Genomic DNA, 16,780 nt, shown 5'->3' with positions numbered 1-16,780 from the left:
AAATATTCGTAAATCCACCGAAAAGGCAGGGCTGATCTCCATGCAGCGTAAAAAACCGACCTATTTGCAGCAGCGTAAACCGAAGCAACAAATGAACAAAAAACTACTTATTTGGGTAGGCTCGATATTCGCTGCGATCCTTATCGTCATGATCGTCCTATTGCTGTTGAATCCTTAGATGCTTCTTCCTGTCCAATGCCGAATTTTCAATCCAGCCATTTGTACACCTTGCCGGGGTTCGTCTCATTGCTGCTGAGCGGCAGCCGGAACGACGGGTTTCCGCGTTTGATTTCGGCCGGCAGCAACCCTTTGCCGATAGTGACCTTGGTTCCGAGCGGAACCATATCGAACAGCTCCTCGACATCGTCCGGCAGCATGCGGACGCATCCCAAGGACTGGTCCTTTTCAATGCTTGACGGCTTGTTGGTGCCGTGAATCGCATAGAGCGTGTCGGACAAGGTCATGCCTCTGCTGCCAAAATCGCCATTCGATTTGCCGTTCGGATTCCGCACCTTTTCCGATATTTCGAAGCTGCCTTCCGGTGTTTTATCCCCGCCGAGCCCGACCGGATAGCTGCGTACGATCATTTGACCGCTCACAATGGCTAGCCGATGGTTCGATTTATCGACGACGATGCGAAGCGGCTCCATCAATGGCTTGATCAGCCCGCTCGCGACGGAGGCGCCGCCTGTATCCGGACCGGCCTGCACGGCAGATACCGGCTGCGAATCGGGCACCGGCTGTCCGGTCGGATCCACCGGCGGCAGCCCCTTCGATTTCTCGTACAGCTGTTCCATATATGCCGTGACGCCCGGCAGCACATTATCCGGGTACGGCCGGTTCAGCTCCTGCAGTCCGACAGGCGCTTTTCCGTTAATGCGCGTAAAGGACGCGACCGCCGAACGGAGCACAAGCTCCTGCTCCCGCTGACCCGCCCAAGAACCGTAGATCGCGTTCGCCTTCGCGGCGTCGGTCGGTTGGCAGGCGCAGCTTTCCGCATCATAATAATTGATTTGCTGCCTGGATGCATCCTGCTTTCCTTCCACCGACAGCAGCAGCTGCGGAGGCTGCAGCCAATGTATCCACTTACCGTCATCCGTCGGCTTTCCATGCGCCAAAATAGCGTAGCTGTTCACGCGTTCCTTCAGCAGCATTTCCTGCAAGGCGGCACCGACGTTTTCTTTATTTTTTCCGCCGGCGACATAATATACTTTCGTCTGCTCCATCTGCGCTTCGCTGACTCCGGGAGGAAGCGCCGGAGCGTTCGCGGGGAACGGCTGCGGTTCCGGCGTGTAAGCGCGCTGTATCGGCAAATATAAAATACCGGCCATTGCGAGCGCTGTCAGCGCCGCGATGCGAATACGGCTAAGCCAGCGCCGCGCTCTGCTTCTTTGCTCCCACTGCTTCAACGCTCGCAGCGATTCCTGCGAAACGGGAATCGTCTTGTTTTCAAATGCTTCGTAGACCTCGCCCGCCTGCGCATAACAGTAGAGCGCTTTGCCTCGTTTCCCCTGCGCATCATATTCTCTCCCCAGCAAATACCAGGCCATTTTATTGTTCGGGTGCTCTCGCACATATTTTTTAAGATGAAGCGAATCTTCCTTATATTTGAAAAACTGGCGAAGCTGATCCTCGTGATCCTTTTCTTTCATTGCGATCCCTTCCTTCCGCCCTTCCCCCATAATATCGGCTTTCCCTCGTTGATTTTGAAGGTGCTCCATCCGCTTATGTTTGTGCTCGATTCACCGTAGTGTAAGAATAGCTTCTGACCGAAGCCCTTGCGGCGAAGACACATTAGTGCTTTAGATTTGATTTTTCTTGCGATACTAAGAAAAACGTCTTTCGAGGTCCTTGGCGAAGGATTTACGTTTGAGCGTTGGGAGGGATGGATTATGGCAACACTAAATCCTTTCTTTGAATTTCCGCAGTTCTTGAACTTTTCAGCTTCTTTCATAACTACAGCACGTATATTTTTCCCCTAGCTTCTTCACAAAGTTTTCTCAGTGCTTATGTTCATCAAACAATATTTGTCGTGTGATATTTGTCTCCATAACTTTAATTGCCAAAAAACTCAAAAAAGAAAGCACATGGCTTCCAGGTTTTATACATTCTATTATGTCAAGGATAATCCGCTTCGCCGCTCTTAGGGGACCAGCGTGTTTATCAAGGTTGTGCGAAGCAAAGTATTAACAACTCAGTAAACCGTCAGGTAAATCACCCTGACGGTCAATATTGGTGGTAGAAGCCGCGCGAGTCCGTATTGTTCGATTCTGAGCTTCGGCCGCTGCCTTCTTTAATCACTTTTTCCTTCATCAAAAGACTCCATTGTCCCGTTTCTTACACGGGCTGTCATGTCGAATGCGACACCCGCTGTTTGCCGGTATCATTATTCCACAGGAGCAACGAAAGGCTTGCTCTCGAAAGAGTCCTGCAAATAGTTTCTGCTGCGCATGACCGTCTCGAACGCCTTGACGACTTGCGGATCAAACTGCGTACCTTCGCACCTTATTATTTCATCGACGCCTTCCTTGTAGCTTCTGCCCTTGGCGTAAGGACGATCCGTCGTTATGGCGTCGAACGCATCCGACACCGCGACGATTCTGGCGCAGAACGGGATGTCTTCGCCTCCCAGCCCTTCGGGGTAGCCGGAACCATCCATCTTTTCGTGGTGGTATTTGGCTACTTCAGTCGCTTGAATCATCCGCTCCAACGGCTGCATTTTCGATAAAATGCGCGCTCCGATCGTCGTATGCGAAATCATGATCTGGAATTCCTCGTCAGTCAAACTGTCCTTTTTCAACAGCACGCGGTCCGGTACGCCGATCTTGCCAATGTCATGCATCAATGCGGCCCGATAAAAATGTTTGCACTCGGACTCGTCCATCCCGAGCTCTCTGGCCATCCATAAGGAGTACAGCCCGACTCTTGACGAATGGCCCGCAGTATAAGGATCGCGGGAATCAAGAGCAAGCACCAATGAATGAATGACGCTTATGGAAAATGGATGATCCGTTTCGGTCGAACCGCTTTTCAGCTCATCAGCCGATTCCAGCAGCAGAGAAAGCTCCTTATTTCGCTTCTCCAGTTGTTCGATGCGATTGCGAAGTTCTTGTATGCTGGACATTCGGTCTACCTCCAACCTGACTTTTTGCTTATTATCATAATCGAAAAGACCTATGATGTGAAGAGCAGAGTCCACTGCCTTTCAGCATCATAGGCCTTTCGCTTCTCCGGAACGGCTCCGCCTTTGCCGCTGCCTGATCACCGGACCTCTATAGTTTTTCTGTCAGTACCCGGTATTGATTTATCGCAGTATGGCTGTCTTGGCGGCGTCGTACCATTGAACGTTCATCCCGATTTCCTCCGCAAAGAAACGGATCGGCACGTACGTCGTATCTTCCTTAATATATGGAGCTACATCGGTTTCCTTCATTACCCCGTCGCTGCCCTTCACTTTCCGTTGTATACCGGTTTTGCCGATATACAGCTCGATGGTCATGTCGTCCTTCGACAATTGGACGCTGCGCGACACATCGTCGAAAGTTACCTGGTAACCCAAAGTTTCCGAAATGGCTCTGACAGGAACCATCGTTCTGTCGTCTTTAAATTCCGGTTTGACGGAAAACTGGATCAACTGCGAGCCGTAGGCGACCTTCAGCTCAGTATCATTGGGCAAACCGGCCGGCAGCTGGTACAGGCTGACTTGACGCAGCTTGTTATTATAAGCATCCGTTACTACAATACTGCCATCCTGGGCAACCGCCACATCGGTCGGGTTGTTCAGCGCTGCGCTGCGGTCGGCGCCATCCGCTTCGCCCGCGCGCTGGCCGGCATTGCCTGCAATTGTCGAAACATGGCCGTTCAGCAAATAACGGATGGAATGATTCAGACTATCGGCGATCAGCAGCCCTCCTTCAGCGGTAACGGCGATTCCTTGCGGACTGTAAAACAAAGCCTTATCCGCCGGTCCGTCGGCAAAATCGCCGGCTGCGTACAGATCGTTCCTGCCGTACAAGCCGGTTTTGGCTTCATTCATACTGCTGCCGGCTGCTGTCGTGACCGTACGCTGCTGCAGGTCGATATAGCGTATTCTTTGATTGCCGGTATCACTGACATACAAATTCCCTTTACTGTCTATGGCAAGACCGGTCGGTTCATTGAACTTCGCGTTCGCAAGAGGTCCGTCCGCGTAGTCGCCCGCTTGCGCTACTTGTCCCGGCGTCACCTCGATCAGCCGTCCCGACAAGGCGTTCAACGTCTTCACTTCGCCGCTCGGGCTGATGCTGCGAATCAAATGATTGAGCGTATCCGCCACATAGATCGTTCCGTCGGCTGCAACGGCTGCATCGGAAGGATGGTTAAAGGCAGCATCCGCACCGGTCGCATCCTTCATGCCGATGACGCCGCTTCCGGCGATCGTCGTGACCTGGCCGGAAGGCGTAATTTTACGGATCGCATTGTTGCCCGCATCCGCCACAATGATATTGCCCTGGCCGTCCACGGCCAAGCCGGCAGGATTTTGAAAGAATGACACTTCCTTCGCATCGTCGTATCGTCCGCCCAGCGGCAGCCCTTTGTCGTCTTTCTTCAGGGTCAGCCCTGCATATGTGGTAACCTGTCCGGCTTTAACCTGCCGCAGCAGATGGTTGCGTGTGTCGGCCACCAGCAATGAACCGTCAGCCAGTATGGCAATACCGGAAGGACTGCGGAAGGACGCCTTTGCGGCAGCGCCGTTGTCCCCCCCGAAATCCCCGGTTCCGGATATTGTGGTCACATTCGTTAAAATTTGATCGTCGCTTCCTCTGACGCCGTCCGCCGACAATGAAGCTCCCCATACCGTTGAGGTACTCAGCCAAACGGACGCAACTAGAGTCAAGGCAGCGAGCTTGCTTACTTTTTTCATAGGGTTCCCCTTCCCGGAATCATACCTTACTTGGTTACGGTTATTGATTTAGGTGCCGTAAACTCGGCTACGGTAGCGCCGTTCTTATTCACAACCTTGACATAGACAAGATCTACCTTCGCGGAACCGGCCGCGGCAGCAGAGAAGGTCAACGGGACCGTTACAAGCGTCTTTGCGCCTTCAACCGTAATATTCGGAACCGTTGTTGTCGAACCGGATGCTTCGAATTGCGACGCCGCATAAATCAACTCGTTCTGAGTGCTGCCGGTTACTTGGCGCAACGTCTCAGCCGATTTCGATTCTCCATCGAATACGGTGCCGGGAACATCGCTTAATTCGGCCGGACCGTTGTAGCTCAACGATTTGTCATAAACCAAATGCGCCTCGACCGCATAAAACTGTTTGTCTTGAGGGAAATTGGCCATGGATAAGTTCAATAATACCGTGTTGCCTTCTTTGCCCGATTGCGAGAGCAGCAGCTCCGGCTGCTTGACCGATGGTTCCGTCAGGCTAACTGTAATTTTAGGGATGCTCAGCAACGGACTGAACCGGCCGCCGCGTTCTGCGCGCGCAATCAAATTATATTCGCCGTTTACTGAAAATTCCTTAATTTCCGCTTTGGTAAATACCGTATCCTGATCAAACCCTTTACCCGGAAGGCTTGCGATGATTTTATCGCCGAGCAGCAATTGAATGTTCGTGTTGCTTACGCCACGCAGCCTCAATTCCTCGTTCCCCGCGGTTACGATCGCCGGAGAACTGGACAGTACAGGAGCCGGGACATTCGTATTGCTCGTACCGCCTCCACCGCTGCTGCCTCCACTGCCGCCGCCGGACGGAGAAGGAGCAGAAGGAGTCGACTGCGAATTTTTCTTTTCCTTATCTTGTTGGAACCGCTTCTTCTCATCGTCGTTCAGCTTGCTGATATATTCGGCCTCCAGCCGTTTCTTCGCTTCTTCCTCATTCGTCTTATTAAGGTCGTTGATTCGTTGTACTTCTCTTTCCATAAGGTCCAGAATAGCTTTGAGCCGTTCCAGCAATTCCTGCTGAGCTCTGAATTCCTGTGCGTATTTCTCCTGCTCCTCCATCTTCCATCGTGCAATTTCAGCCAGTCTTTGCTGCTCCGCCAGCGGGTCCAGACCCGCGGTTGGATCAAGCTGCTGCACATTGTTCAGATCCAGCTTTTTGGCAGGATCTGCGATATTCAAGTTCGTTTCGTTAATGATTTTGTCCATTTGTTCTTTGCTGAATTTTTGATGCTCCAGAGCAGCTTTCGCAATATTGCCGATCAGGTTGTCCAGGTTTCTGCCGATTTTGTCCAACGTTTCGTTATTTTTGATGACATACGGCGATTTTCCGGTATTCGCGTTGCCATTGTCGGAAATCTGCTGCTTCATCTTTTCGATGAATTGAGCGTTTTCCTTATCGATCTCCGCTTTGTTGCGAATGATCGCTTCAATTACCCGCGGCGCCGCATTGGCAATCAGGTCATCGATATCGAAAGGACCGACCTTCTTATTCAAGCGTTCGGTTTCATAACGTCCGCTGAGCGTAAGCTGCTGGGAAGGCAAAAGATCGGTAGTCGTTTCTTGCCGACTTCCATCCGTTCCGTTGGTGGAGGTGGATGCGCTGATACGCCCCGATGCCAAATACGTGCCGGTTTGACCTGTCGCAGGATTAATGAAAGTTCCCAGCTGGGTCCCGCGCACACCCATGACCGCCGTCGGCGTTTCGACTTCGAATTCATCCTCCGAGCTTACGAGAGATTTGACTTTCACCCATATGGAGCCTGCGAATGTCTTCAGCTTGGATTGCTTGCCTCCCGCTTGCTCGGACAACTCCGATATGTTTACTTCCGCGTTGTCGCCAATCGTAATCTCGTCTTCGTGATCGGCAATTTTCAGCACGGCCGATGATTGGGCACCCGTCAAAATGACGTCGCCCTGGTTCAGGCTCATATCCGCATAAACGGTATATGCCTTGGAACCCCCCGCCTTTTTGACGGTTACATTTCCGTTAACCTCGGTTACGATGGCGGCACGGGATGTTTTGGCGGCCTGAGCAGGCTGAACCCATACGGTCGACAGCATTGAAAAGAACAAACAATTTGCAATAATAAGCGATAATAACGACTTCTTGTCAACTTTCCTCACCCGCTTCGAATGACCCACGTTCAATCTCCTCTCATCTTCTATCAAACTTTTACTTAGAGCCTGCGCTTTTGATATGCTTCATTTATTGTAATTGGCTATATTTCAATTGGCAATGCAAAATTTGACACATTACGAGGCTTTTCCCGGCTTCTCCCCGTTCGTCGGCTCGCCTTTGATGCTTACGACCTCATACAGCTTGACTGCCGCACTTTTCCCCTTCATCAGCTTCTCTCCGGCAAAATTGTATTCGATGTAAGCTTTGGTCTGTTCGTAGGTGGATTCGGACACCCAAACCTGATTCGGGCTGGCGGTCGATTCGATTCTTGCCGCCGTGTTGACATTGTCGCCGATCGCCGTGTAATCGACCCGCAGATACGAGCCGATATTGCCCACGACCACATCCCCGGTGTTAATACCGATCCGGATGCTAAGCGTAATTCCGTACTTCGCTTCAACGTCCGCGCGTACCCGCTCCATGCCCTTTTGGATTTCATACCCGGTTTTCACCGCGTAATAAGCGTGGTTCGGCACATCCAGAGGCGCATTATACAAGATCATCGCGGCGTCGCCGATAAATTTATCGATCGTGCCGTGATTTTCAAGCGCCCGTTCCGTTATGAGGTTGAACATCATATTCAAAAAGTCGACGACTTCTTCCGGCTTCAGCTTTTCGGACAACGGCGTAAAGCCACTGACGTCAAGGAACAGCAGCGTCAGCTCCCGCTTGATTCCGCCCAGCTGAATTTCCGAATCGCTCTTGGCGATTTCCTTCACCAAATCCGGCGAAATGTAGCGTCCGAACTGTTTCGTTATATAGTTTTTTTGCTTCGTCTCAAAATAGGTTTTCATCGCGATATTGCCTATGTAAGAAATCAATCCGCTCAGCATGGCGCCAACGGCGTCCAAATAGTAATCGCTGTATGCGAACGTCAAATATTGAACGATCATCAGAGCGATGCATACCGAAAATACAAAAACAATGCCGCTGATCGCCTTCAGCCTCCATGTCAGGAAACCGAACAACGCAACCATCAAAGCCGCCAATACTACGGTAACGGCTCCGCTGACGGGCGTAATTATTTTTTGATTTAAAATCTGGTTCAAAATATTGGCGTGGGCATAAACCAGATGCATGTGGCGTTCGACCGGGGTTGTCCCTTCATCGGAGCCGGGAGCCGTATAACCGACCAGTATGATGCGGTCCTTGAACACGCTCGCCGGTATTTTGCCGTTGAATACTTCGGAAAACGGAATCGTTTCAAAATCTTTTTCCATACCGTCCCACTTGATGGTCAGCTGGGATTTCGGGCTGTTCTGCTGCGGCGGCATGTTGAGATACTTGCTTACATCGGCGCCGGCCAGCTGTGCCACAGCCAGACCCATGGAAGGAAGAATGCCTTGGGGCGTATTGATCTCCAGCCAGTTAAAGCGAATGACGCCGTCGGAATCGTACGCCGCATTGATGTGGGCCCTGTGGGGAGATTTATCGATAGCCGGAATCGGGTTTTGCACGCCTTGAGCCATGATCAGCTCGCCTGCTTTGACTTTGGTGGAGCGTGCGAATTCATTTTCCAGTTCCGCATGGGACGGAAAAATAATATTGTTATACTTGGCAATCGTATCGCCCAGCAATTTGTCGCTTTCGGGATTATTGCTTGCGGTATAAAGCTCGATATCGAAGCCGATCACTTTTGCTCCCGCTTTTTCCAATTGATCGATAAGCTGGGCGTATACCTTGCGGTCCCAAGGGTACGGTCCCACCGCTTTGATCGAATCGGAATCGATCCCGATGACGACGATATCCCCATGCGGGGCGCCGGACATGGACTGCTTCATATTCATGTCAAACACTTGGTCGGAGAGCACCTTCCATAATCCGAAGGCAAGAAAAATCAAACAAATGATTACAACGATGACATTGCCTGTTACAATAACTGCAGACTTGCTTAACCCCTTTTTCATTTAACCCCTCCAACCGAAAGTTTCGAACCTAATTTTACCACACAATGTTCCCAAATAGATGATTTTTCTACAAATAAACACAAAAAAAGCCCTTTTTCTAGGTCTATTAACCTAGAAAAAAAGGCTTCTTGTCGAAAATGAATGAATATAATTATTTATTGAAAGGAGTGTCTGCTACTTTAATGGAATCGGTAGGACAGCCGTCTTGCGCATCCTGCAGATCGTCGTACAAATCATCCGGAATTTCCGTAACGCCTTTGTTGCCGTCTCCGTCAAAAATAACTTCAGCCAAACCTTCGTCGTCGTAATCGTAAATGTCCGGAGCAGTCGCACCGCAGGCTCCACATGCGATACAGGTATCTTTTTCCACCCAAGTGTATTTTGCCATCTCTGAATTCCTCCCTATATTGTAACCTCATCCTAAAATATAATATAAAACGCCGGAAAGTTCAAACACAATTGTTGTTCATCCGTTCTTCGATCCATGCCGCTACCGCGCCGATATCGTTCAGATCGAGAAAAGGGATCGCCGCAGGCGCCAGTTTTCGCATATCCGACGGTGCCGCGCAAGCGGCAGGCGCTTCAGGCAGCAGCTTCATGATATCGGCCTGCTCCTCATTCCGGAAGAGCGCAATTTTATCATGTGTGCCGCTCTTAAAGCCTTCGATCAAAATGAGCTCAAAACTTCGCCCGGCGGCAAACAGCCCGATCATCTGCTCCAACGTGCCGGAGCCGCGGTAATACAGGACGCTCGACTCGGGTGAAAGAACTGCCGTTGCGGACGCGCCCGCCTCCCGGTAAAGTGCCGAATCGGTACCTGCCGCTTCTTTATAATGCCCATGAGCATCATGCTTAATTACGGCCGTCCGCAGCCCCCGCTGCGCAAAATGGTTCACGAGCGCGGCGATCAGCGTCGTCTTGCCGCTGTTGGAAAATCCCGCAAATCCGATCACGGTCGTCACTCCCGCACCTCCGTCGTTCAAGCTATTCATTCGGCTCCTCCTCATCTCCCAGCCGCTGCAGCTTAAGATGATCCATCTGCAGCGAGGTGCCCCTTGCTTTGTGGTCGCGGATCAGCGCGGAAGGATCGTCGCCCAGCATGCCTGCCGTCAATATCGCGTTCTCGCCGAATTTGTCGCGCAGCGCATCGAGCGTCCGATTCAATTTCTCCCGTACCGGCTGCTTTTCGTAATCGAACAAGTCGAGCTGGATGGCAGCCTCTTCCTTGTTTATTAAATTTTGCAGTGTAATGCCCAGCAGCCGCACCGGCTTTCCGGCCGGCCAATGCTCCTCGAGCAGCTTGCAAGACACCCGGTAAATGTCCTCGCGATCCTCGGTGGGCGAAGAAAGCTTGACCGCTCTCGTAATCGTCTTCATATCCGGATCGCGAATCGTAATTTGCACGGTTTGCGCCAGCAGCTTCTGCTTGCGCAGACGCCTCCCGACCTGATCGGCAATATTCAGCATCACTCTGCGCATATCGCTCAGCTCGGTGAAGTTGACCGGGAGCGTCGTCGTATGTCCGATCGACTTGCTTTGCCCGCGCTCCGGCTGCACGGGAGAATCGTCGACGCCGTTTGCGGAATGCTTCAGCACAATTCCCATGATGCCGAATTGCTCGCGAAGCAGCTTCTCATCCGCATGGGCCAGTTGGCCCAGCGTATGAATGTTGAAGCGCTTCAGCTTTTCCGCCGTTTTGCCGCCAATTCCGTACAGCTCGGCGCATGGACGGTTCCACAGCAGCCGCGGCACGTCCCGCTTGCGCAGCACGGTCAGCCCGTTCGGCTTCTTCATGTCCGACGCCATCTTGGCCAGCAGCTTGTTGGGCGCGATTCCGACCGAGCATGGCAGCTGCAGCTCCTCGCGAATGCGCCGCTGAATGAGCCCGGCGATCTCGAGCGGCGTCCCGAACTGCTTGGAGCCGGTAATGTCGACATAGCATTCGTCAATCGACATCGCTTCCACCAGCGGCGAATAATTGTATACGATATTCATGAAGGCGCGGGAATATTGCCGGTATAAATGAAAATTCGGGCGAATCAGAACCAGCTCGGGGCACTTTTTCAACGCTTGTCCGACCAGCATCCCCGTTCTGATCCCCTTCGCTCTTGCCGCGTAGGAGCAGGTGACAATGATGCCCTTGCGCAGCTCGACGCTGCCCGCTACCGCTGTCGCCTTGCCTTTGTACTGCTCGGGGCTTTCCGCCTCGTGGACCGAGCAGTAAAAGGCGTTCATATCAATATGCAGGATGACTCTTCCGTTGACCGGATAAGCATGTTGTCTATCGCTGCTCATAAGGCGGACGAAATACGGGCACGGCGAGCGCCCGTTTCACTGAAATTCGCTGCGGCCTCATGCCGATCCGCCGGCATCGCATCATGCAATACAACCTTCGTGGCGGTCATGTAAAGCACCTCCGTATCGTTCTTGAAATCGGTGCGTAACGTTCAACACCAGCATACAATCCCCGCTCCGGCCGGTCAAGAAATCAAACCGTCGATTTTGTGAAAGGGATATCTTTAGCTATTACGCTTGTGGTATAATATACAATTATATTTTGTGCAAATTTGTATACGCAGTCTACGCAGTAACGAGCAGGAGGACAAACCTAATGGCCAATATCGTGAAAATTTTCGACACAACGCTTAGAGACGGCACACAGGGCGAAGGCATCAGCTTATCCGTAGAGGATAAAATGAAAATTGCCCGCAAGCTCGATTCGCTTGGCGTTCATTATATTGAGGGCGGCTGGCCCGGCAGCAACAACAAGGATATTGAATTTTTCACGCGGGTCAAGGAGCTTGGTTTGACTCATGCCAAGGTGACTGCTTTCGGCAGCACCCGCCGCAAGGATACGCTCCCGGAGAACGATGTGAATCTGAACCGCATCCTGGAGGTAGGGGTACCGGTTGCCACGATTTTCGGCAAATCATGGGATTTCCACGTGCATCAGGCGATCCAGACCACATTGGAAGAAAATCTCGCCATGATTTATGACTCCGTCCTTTATTTGAAACAGAACGGACTCGAAGTGATTTACGATGCCGAGCATTTTTTCGACGGCTATAAAAACAATCCGGAATATGCGCTGCAGACGATCCGTAAAGCCGAGGAAGCCGGCGCCGATTGGATCGTGCTGTGCGATACGAACGGCGGCACGCTGCCGCATGAAGTAAGCGAGATCGTTACCGCCGTGAAACGGGCGATCGGCATCCCGGTCGGCATCCATGCCCATAACGACTGCGAGCTCGGGGTAGCCAACAGCCTGGCAGCCGTCATGGCGGGAGCGACCCAGGTTCAAGGAACGATCAACGGCTTCGGCGAGCGCTGCGGCAACGCCAACCTGTGTTCGATCATTCCCAACCTTCAGCTGAAATTGAATTATTCCTGTATTTCCGACGAGCAGCTGCAAAGCCTGACAAGCGTCGCCCGTTACGTAAGCGAGATCGCCAACATGCATTTGCCGGTCAATCAGCCGTTCGTCGGCGCGGCGGCGTTTGCCCATAAAGGCGGCATTCATGTCTCGGCGATTCTCCGCAATCCGAGCACTTACGAGCATATCACGCCGGAGCTTGTCGGCAATAAGCAGCGCGTTCTCGTTTCGGAGCTTGCCGGACTGAGCAATCTGGTGTTCAAGGCGCAGGAGCTCGGGATCGAATTCGACAACAACAATCCGCAATCGCGCAAGCTGATTGACCAAATCAAGGAAATGGAGCATCAGGGCTACCAGTTCGAAGGCGCCGACGCCTCTCTGGAGCTGCTCATCCGCGACGCTTACGGAAAGCAGGAGGAATTGTTCACGCTGGAATCGTTCAAAATCATCGTCGCCCAGTCAGCCGGGCAGCCCGTCGTGACCGAAGCTATCGTGAAATTGAATATTAACGGCGAAACCGTGTATAATGCGGCCGAAGGCAACGGGCCAGTCAACGCCCTTGACCATGCGCTTCGCAAATGCTTGCTACCTTATTTCCCGATTTTGCAGGATATGCATTTGAGCGATTACAAGGTCCGGGTACTCGACGAAAAGGATACTACCGCGGCGAAAGTCCGGGTACTGATCGAATCCACCGACTACAACAATACATGGAGTACGGTAGGCGTGTCCGCCAACATTATCGAAGCGAGCTGCGACGCGTTAATCGACAGTCTGCGGTATGCGCTGATCGGCAAAAAGGTCACCCCCGTACAATCGGAGGAGAAAGAAAGAGTCGGTTTGGTCAATCACTAAAAGTCCGATTATCATTTCTTAATAACGAACAAGCGGTGTGCAAAAGGAAGCTCCTTCCGTTGCACACCGCTCTTTTTTTCAACCGTTGATCAGCATTTGAATCTTTTTCTCCAGCATGTCCGGCGGCAAAACATGAATGACATCGCGCAAATTGCCGTGCTTGTCGATCAAAAAGCTGGTCGGTACGAACAAGATGCGAAACTTTTCCGCCGTTTTCCCTTCCTGATCCAACAATACAGGGAACGAAATATTGTATTTTTGAATGAACCCTTTTACATCTTCCAGCCGATCGCCCTTCGTCACGTTAACCCCGTAAAGATCGAATTGCTTGGCGTATTTATCATACATCCGCTTCAAATCGGGGGCTTCTTCATGACAAGGGCCGCACCAGGAAGCCCAGAAATTGACGATCAGCGGCTTTTCCCGTTCTCCTTCTCCACCAACTTGATACGTTTTACCGTCAAGACCTTTCAGCGTAAACGCCGGCGCCGGCTTGCCGCGTATCAACTCCGAGGAATTATGGGCAGCCGCCCTGGCATTTTGTCCGTTTTGCATCATTTGATACGCCGCTAATAAGACCAGCAATAAAGCAATGACCATAACGGGCCCGTTGCGTTTCATCTTCATTTGGGCATATTCTCCTTTAATCTGCGAAGTGTTCTGCCGCTCCCTGCTGCGCCGATGCAGTCTGATTTTCCGCAATAGCTTTCCGTTAGCGCGACTTTCCATGGAATAACCAAGAAAGAATGACGGAAGCGGCGGGAGGGCACATTAAGGCTACATTACGGTCTTTAGAGGAGACTTTCATCCGATGGAAAAAGCGAAAACCCGAAAGCTGAATATTACCTTCGAAAGCGAAATTGACTCCGGAGCTTCGGACGGTACGCCTGCCAAACCTAAGAACAAAGGCGGCTCCAAAGGCCAAATATGGGAGTTCATCGCTATCGCCACTGTCCCGCTGGTGCTGGTGCTCGGGAACTCCATGCTTGTGCCGATTTTACCCGATATGCAGGAGAAGCTCGGCATCAGTAAATTTCAAAGCAGTCTGGTCATTACCTTATTTTCGGTAACTGCCGGATTAGTTATACCTGTTTCCGGTTATTTATCGGACCGCTTCTCGCGGAAAAGCATTATGATTCCTTCCTTGATCATTTACGGTGCGGCAGGCATTTTGGCAGGCTTTGGCGCGGTCTGGAACTCGTACACGGTCGTCATCATTGCGAGAGCCATACAAGGCTTGGGCGCCGCGGGAACCGCACCGATCGCAATGGCGTTGGCCGGAGACCTGTACAAGGGCGGCACGGAGAGCAAGGCGCTCGGCTTGACGGAAGCGTCCAACGGCATGGGCAAAGTGCTCAGTCCGATTATAGGCTCGCTGCTGGCGCTGATCGTATGGTATGCCGCTTTTTTCGCTTTTCCTATTTTTTGCGCGATATCATTGGCAGCCGTTATTTTTTTGCTGAAGGAGCCTAAAAAACAACAGCCCGCCCCGAAGCTGAAGCCTTACCTGAAAACGATAGGGGGCATTTTAAAGAAGAAAGGGCGCTGGCTGATCACTTCCTTTTTTGCGGGATCGCTGGCCTTGTTTATTTTGTTCGGCGTATTGTTCTTTTTATCGAATATTTTGGAGGAAGCCCCTTATAACATCGACGGCGTTAAAAAAGGGCTTGTGCTGGCCATACCGCTGCTCGGCATGGTAATAACCTCGTATACTACCGGCGCTCTCATTAAAAAGAACGGAACCGCTATGAGATGGCTTATCAATATCGGGCTGATACTTATGACTGTCTCATTGGGCGCGTGTATTCTGATTTTGGAAAAAAATTTGTATATGTTGATCGGTCTGCTGACCTTAAGCAGTATAGGCACCGGCTTGCTGCTGCCATGTCTGAATACGATGATTACCGGCTCCGTGGAACGGGAACAGCGCGGCATGATCACATCCATCTACAGCAGCCTCCGTTTTCTGGGCGTCGCGTTCGGCCCTCCTCTATTCAGCTGGATGATGGACAAATCGCATTCGGTCGTCTTCATCACGGTCACATGCCTGTCGCTTGTTACTTTGGGTCTGTCCTTCTTTTTAATCAAACCGAAAGGGCAAATCCAATAATGCAAGGAGAGCCCTTTTCCTCTGCCGCCAAAGCGGATATAATAAAGCCAATGATCCGTATATTAAAAAGGAAGCTTTCCTCCAATGACGATTACAAACGCTGTTCTGCCCGCATCGTTACGGGTTTCAATTTTGCATTACTGCATGGAAAAAAAGCCGCATGAAGCCTGCGGCTTTTTACTTGGCCGCATAGACGGCGCAACACTTAGTGTCACGCGTTTTTTACCCGTGCCGAACATTGCCGCCAGGCCAGAACGACAGTTTTCGATGGATCCCGCCGTCTTGATCCCAATTGTAACGAATCCGTCCTCCTTGTACGATCCCGTCGTCGGTCTGCTTCATTCGCATCCGTCCGCCTCCTCGGCGCCTTCCGTCGAAGATTTGCAAACCGCATGGCGCTCAATGCCAAGCCATTGGATCGTAGGGCTGCAGGACGAAGAACATTGCGAAATAGGCGTATACTGCTACCATCATTTTAACCATGACCCGAACCGCCCCGGCAGCATATCCGGAGACGCCTCCTCATTCACCGCCATTGCGCTTTCCGTAGTAGAAGACCACGATATAAACTGCCATCCTTAAAGGACGTGCGCGCTTGTCAAGGTTGGCACAGCAAAGGTTGAAACTTTTCTTTACAAATAAAAGAAGCCTTCGCACATCGCAAGATGCTGAAGACTTTAAGCCTGATGGCTGAGCTGGGCGTACAAATCGCCAAGCGTATGAATTTCTCTCGCGTGAATTTCCGACACCAGCTTTCCCCACAGCCTGGCGGTCATCAGCGCATCCTCCAATGCGTGATGGCGCATCGTCACTTCAATCCCGTACAAATCGAGCATTGTATCCAAATCATAGCTTTTCAGCTTCGGATTCAGCCATTTGGCGATCATCATCGTATCCAGCATACGGTGAGACAGATTGACCTTGGAAGTTTTCCATAATGCGGAATTGAGAAAATGTTTGTCATGCCCGGTTCCATGCGCTACCAGCACCTTTTGCTGCACAAATTCCAAAAAGCTGCGAAGACCGTTAATCATGTCGGGCGCATCGTTCACCATATCGTTCGTAATGCCGGTCAGCTCGACGATTTCGTCCGGAATCGAACGTCTCGGATTAACGAGACTGTAAAAGGTTTGATCCTCCTCCAGCGCGTCGCCTGTAACCGAGACCGCGCCGAACGAAATGATTTCATCCCCGTTATACGGCGAAAAACCGGTCGTTTCCAGATCGAAAACAACCAGTTCCACCGTCTTCAGAGGGATTTCATACAAGGAATTTTTTCGCTGTTCCTTCATAATGGATCGAATGAAAGCCATCTGCTGGGCGCTCTGCACATTAAACATCGAGGTGATGGCAGGTGTAATGCCGCCCATTTTGTATAGATGCCACATTCTCCCCGCAGGCTTCATGTCTTTCATGACGAATAC

At 51.5% G+C, this 16,780-nt stretch carries 14 protein-coding genes; 4 read left to right on the top strand and 10 right to left on the bottom strand.

What is annotated here, in order from left to right; all coding sequences use genetic code 11:
• Positions 1-40 precede the first annotated feature (40 nt).
• Entirely contained in the window at positions 41-178 is a 138-nt protein-coding gene (locus tag E1757_RS35870; protein WP_165972182.1) for a hypothetical protein, read from the top strand.
• 28 nt (positions 179-206) lie between these two features.
• Here the strand turns inward: E1757_RS35870 and E1757_RS19305 are convergent, their stop codons facing one another.
• The 8 genes from E1757_RS19305 to E1757_RS19270 form a co-directional block, all read right to left on the bottom strand.
• Positions 207-1,652, bottom strand: a complete 1,446-nt coding sequence (locus E1757_RS19305; RefSeq protein WP_133231081.1) for a L,D-transpeptidase family protein — start codon at positions 1,650-1,652, stop codon at positions 207-209.
• A 734-nt stretch (positions 1,653-2,386) separates the two neighbouring features.
• Positions 2,387-3,124, bottom strand: coding sequence for an HD-GYP domain-containing protein (locus E1757_RS19300; RefSeq protein WP_133231079.1), 738 nt, complete (start codon positions 3,122-3,124; stop codon positions 2,387-2,389).
• Between the two features lie 180 nt (positions 3,125-3,304).
• Complete coding sequence (locus E1757_RS19295; protein ID WP_133231077.1) at positions 3,305-4,903, bottom strand: stalk domain-containing protein; 1,599 nt, start codon at positions 4,901-4,903, stop codon at positions 3,305-3,307.
• A 26-nt stretch (positions 4,904-4,929) separates the two neighbouring features.
• The gene (locus E1757_RS19290; RefSeq protein WP_133231075.1) at positions 4,930-7,074 is read right to left on the bottom strand and encodes a FecR domain-containing protein; all 2,145 of its coding nucleotides are present in this window, start codon (positions 7,072-7,074) and stop codon (positions 4,930-4,932) included.
• Positions 7,075-7,185: 111 nt separating this feature from the next.
• Positions 7,186-9,018, bottom strand: a complete 1,833-nt coding sequence (locus E1757_RS19285; RefSeq protein WP_133231073.1) for a CHASE2 domain-containing protein — start codon at positions 9,016-9,018, stop codon at positions 7,186-7,188.
• Between the two features lie 151 nt (positions 9,019-9,169).
• Positions 9,170-9,406, bottom strand: coding sequence for a ferredoxin (locus E1757_RS19280; RefSeq protein WP_133231071.1), 237 nt, complete (start codon positions 9,404-9,406; stop codon positions 9,170-9,172).
• A gap of 61 nt (positions 9,407-9,467) precedes the next feature.
• Positions 9,468-10,010: a molybdopterin-guanine dinucleotide biosynthesis protein B gene (gene mobB, locus E1757_RS19275; RefSeq protein ID WP_246079300.1), complete on the bottom strand. Its 543-nt coding sequence runs from the start codon at positions 10,008-10,010 to the stop codon at positions 9,468-9,470.
• Positions 10,003-11,313, bottom strand: a complete 1,311-nt coding sequence (locus E1757_RS19270; protein WP_133231069.1) for a DNA polymerase IV — start codon at positions 11,311-11,313, stop codon at positions 10,003-10,005. Before E1757_RS19270 ends, mobB begins: the two co-directional genes overlap by 8 nt.
• Positions 11,314-11,629: 316 nt before the next feature.
• Here E1757_RS19270 and cimA point away from each other — a divergent pair, with 316 nt between their 5' ends.
• A complete protein-coding gene (cimA, locus tag E1757_RS19265) occupies positions 11,630-13,246 on the top strand; it encodes a citramalate synthase (RefSeq protein ID WP_133231067.1) in 1,617 nt (538 codons plus the stop codon).
• 78 nt (positions 13,247-13,324) lie between these two features.
• Here cimA and E1757_RS19260 read toward each other — a convergent pair whose 3' ends face one another.
• Positions 13,325-13,873, bottom strand: a complete 549-nt coding sequence (locus tag E1757_RS19260) for a TlpA family protein disulfide reductase (RefSeq protein WP_133231065.1) — start codon at positions 13,871-13,873, stop codon at positions 13,325-13,327.
• Positions 13,874-14,057: 184 nt separating this feature from the next.
• Here E1757_RS19260 and E1757_RS19255 point away from each other — a divergent pair, with 184 nt between their 5' ends.
• Both E1757_RS19255 and E1757_RS19250 read left to right on the top strand, forming a co-directional pair.
• Positions 14,058-15,356, top strand: a complete 1,299-nt coding sequence (locus tag E1757_RS19255; protein WP_133231063.1) for an MFS transporter — start codon at positions 14,058-14,060, stop codon at positions 15,354-15,356.
• An 84-nt stretch (positions 15,357-15,440) separates the two neighbouring features.
• The gene (locus tag E1757_RS19250) at positions 15,441-15,938 is read left to right on the top strand and encodes a Mov34/MPN/PAD-1 family protein (RefSeq protein ID WP_133231061.1); all 498 of its coding nucleotides are present in this window, start codon (positions 15,441-15,443) and stop codon (positions 15,936-15,938) included.
• Positions 15,939-16,033: 95 nt separating this feature from the next.
• On the opposite strand, the gene E1757_RS19245 is transcribed toward E1757_RS19250, so the two are convergent.
• On the bottom strand, positions 16,034-16,771 hold the full coding sequence (locus E1757_RS19245) for an exonuclease domain-containing protein (RefSeq protein ID WP_133231059.1): 738 nt from the start codon (positions 16,769-16,771) through the stop codon (positions 16,034-16,036).
• Between the last annotated feature and the right edge of the window lie 9 nt (positions 16,772-16,780).

This window comes from Paenibacillus piri (assembly GCF_004354045.1).
GTDB classification, from domain to species: Bacteria; Bacillota; Bacilli; order Paenibacillales; family NBRC-103111; genus Paenibacillus_S; species Paenibacillus_S piri.
This window is presented reverse-complemented; position numbering and strand designations above follow the sequence as displayed.

Coding starts and splice junctions, on each gene's coding strand:
- E1757_RS35870 (WP_165972182.1), top strand. CDS start 41: ATGCAGCGTAAAAAACCGACCTATTTGCAGCAGCGTAAACCGAAGCAA.
- E1757_RS19305 (WP_133231081.1), bottom strand. CDS start 1,652: ATGAAAGAAAAGGATCACGAGGATCAGCTTCGCCAGTTTTTCAAATAT.
- E1757_RS19300 (WP_133231079.1), bottom strand. CDS start 3,124: ATGTCCAGCATACAAGAACTTCGCAATCGCATCGAACAACTGGAGAAG.
- E1757_RS19295 (WP_133231077.1), bottom strand. CDS start 4,903: ATGAAAAAAGTAAGCAAGCTCGCTGCCTTGACTCTAGTTGCGTCCGTT.
- E1757_RS19285 (WP_133231073.1), bottom strand. CDS start 9,018: ATGAAAAAGGGGTTAAGCAAGTCTGCAGTTATTGTAACAGGCAATGTC.
- E1757_RS19280 (WP_133231071.1), bottom strand. CDS start 9,406: ATGGCAAAATACACTTGGGTGGAAAAAGATACCTGTATCGCATGTGGA.
- mobB (WP_246079300.1), bottom strand. CDS start 10,010: ATGAATAGCTTGAACGACGGAGGTGCGGGAGTGACGACCGTGATCGGA.
- E1757_RS19270 (WP_133231069.1), bottom strand. CDS start 11,313: ATGAGCAGCGATAGACAACATGCTTATCCGGTCAACGGAAGAGTCATC.
- cimA (WP_133231067.1), top strand. CDS start 11,630: ATGGCCAATATCGTGAAAATTTTCGACACAACGCTTAGAGACGGCACA.
- E1757_RS19260 (WP_133231065.1), bottom strand. CDS start 13,873: ATGAAGATGAAACGCAACGGGCCCGTTATGGTCATTGCTTTATTGCTG.
- E1757_RS19255 (WP_133231063.1), top strand. CDS start 14,058: ATGGAAAAAGCGAAAACCCGAAAGCTGAATATTACCTTCGAAAGCGAA.
- E1757_RS19250 (WP_133231061.1), top strand. CDS start 15,441: ATGACGATTACAAACGCTGTTCTGCCCGCATCGTTACGGGTTTCAATT.
- E1757_RS19245 (WP_133231059.1), bottom strand. CDS start 16,771: ATGAAAGACATGAAGCCTGCGGGGAGAATGTGGCATCTATACAAAATG.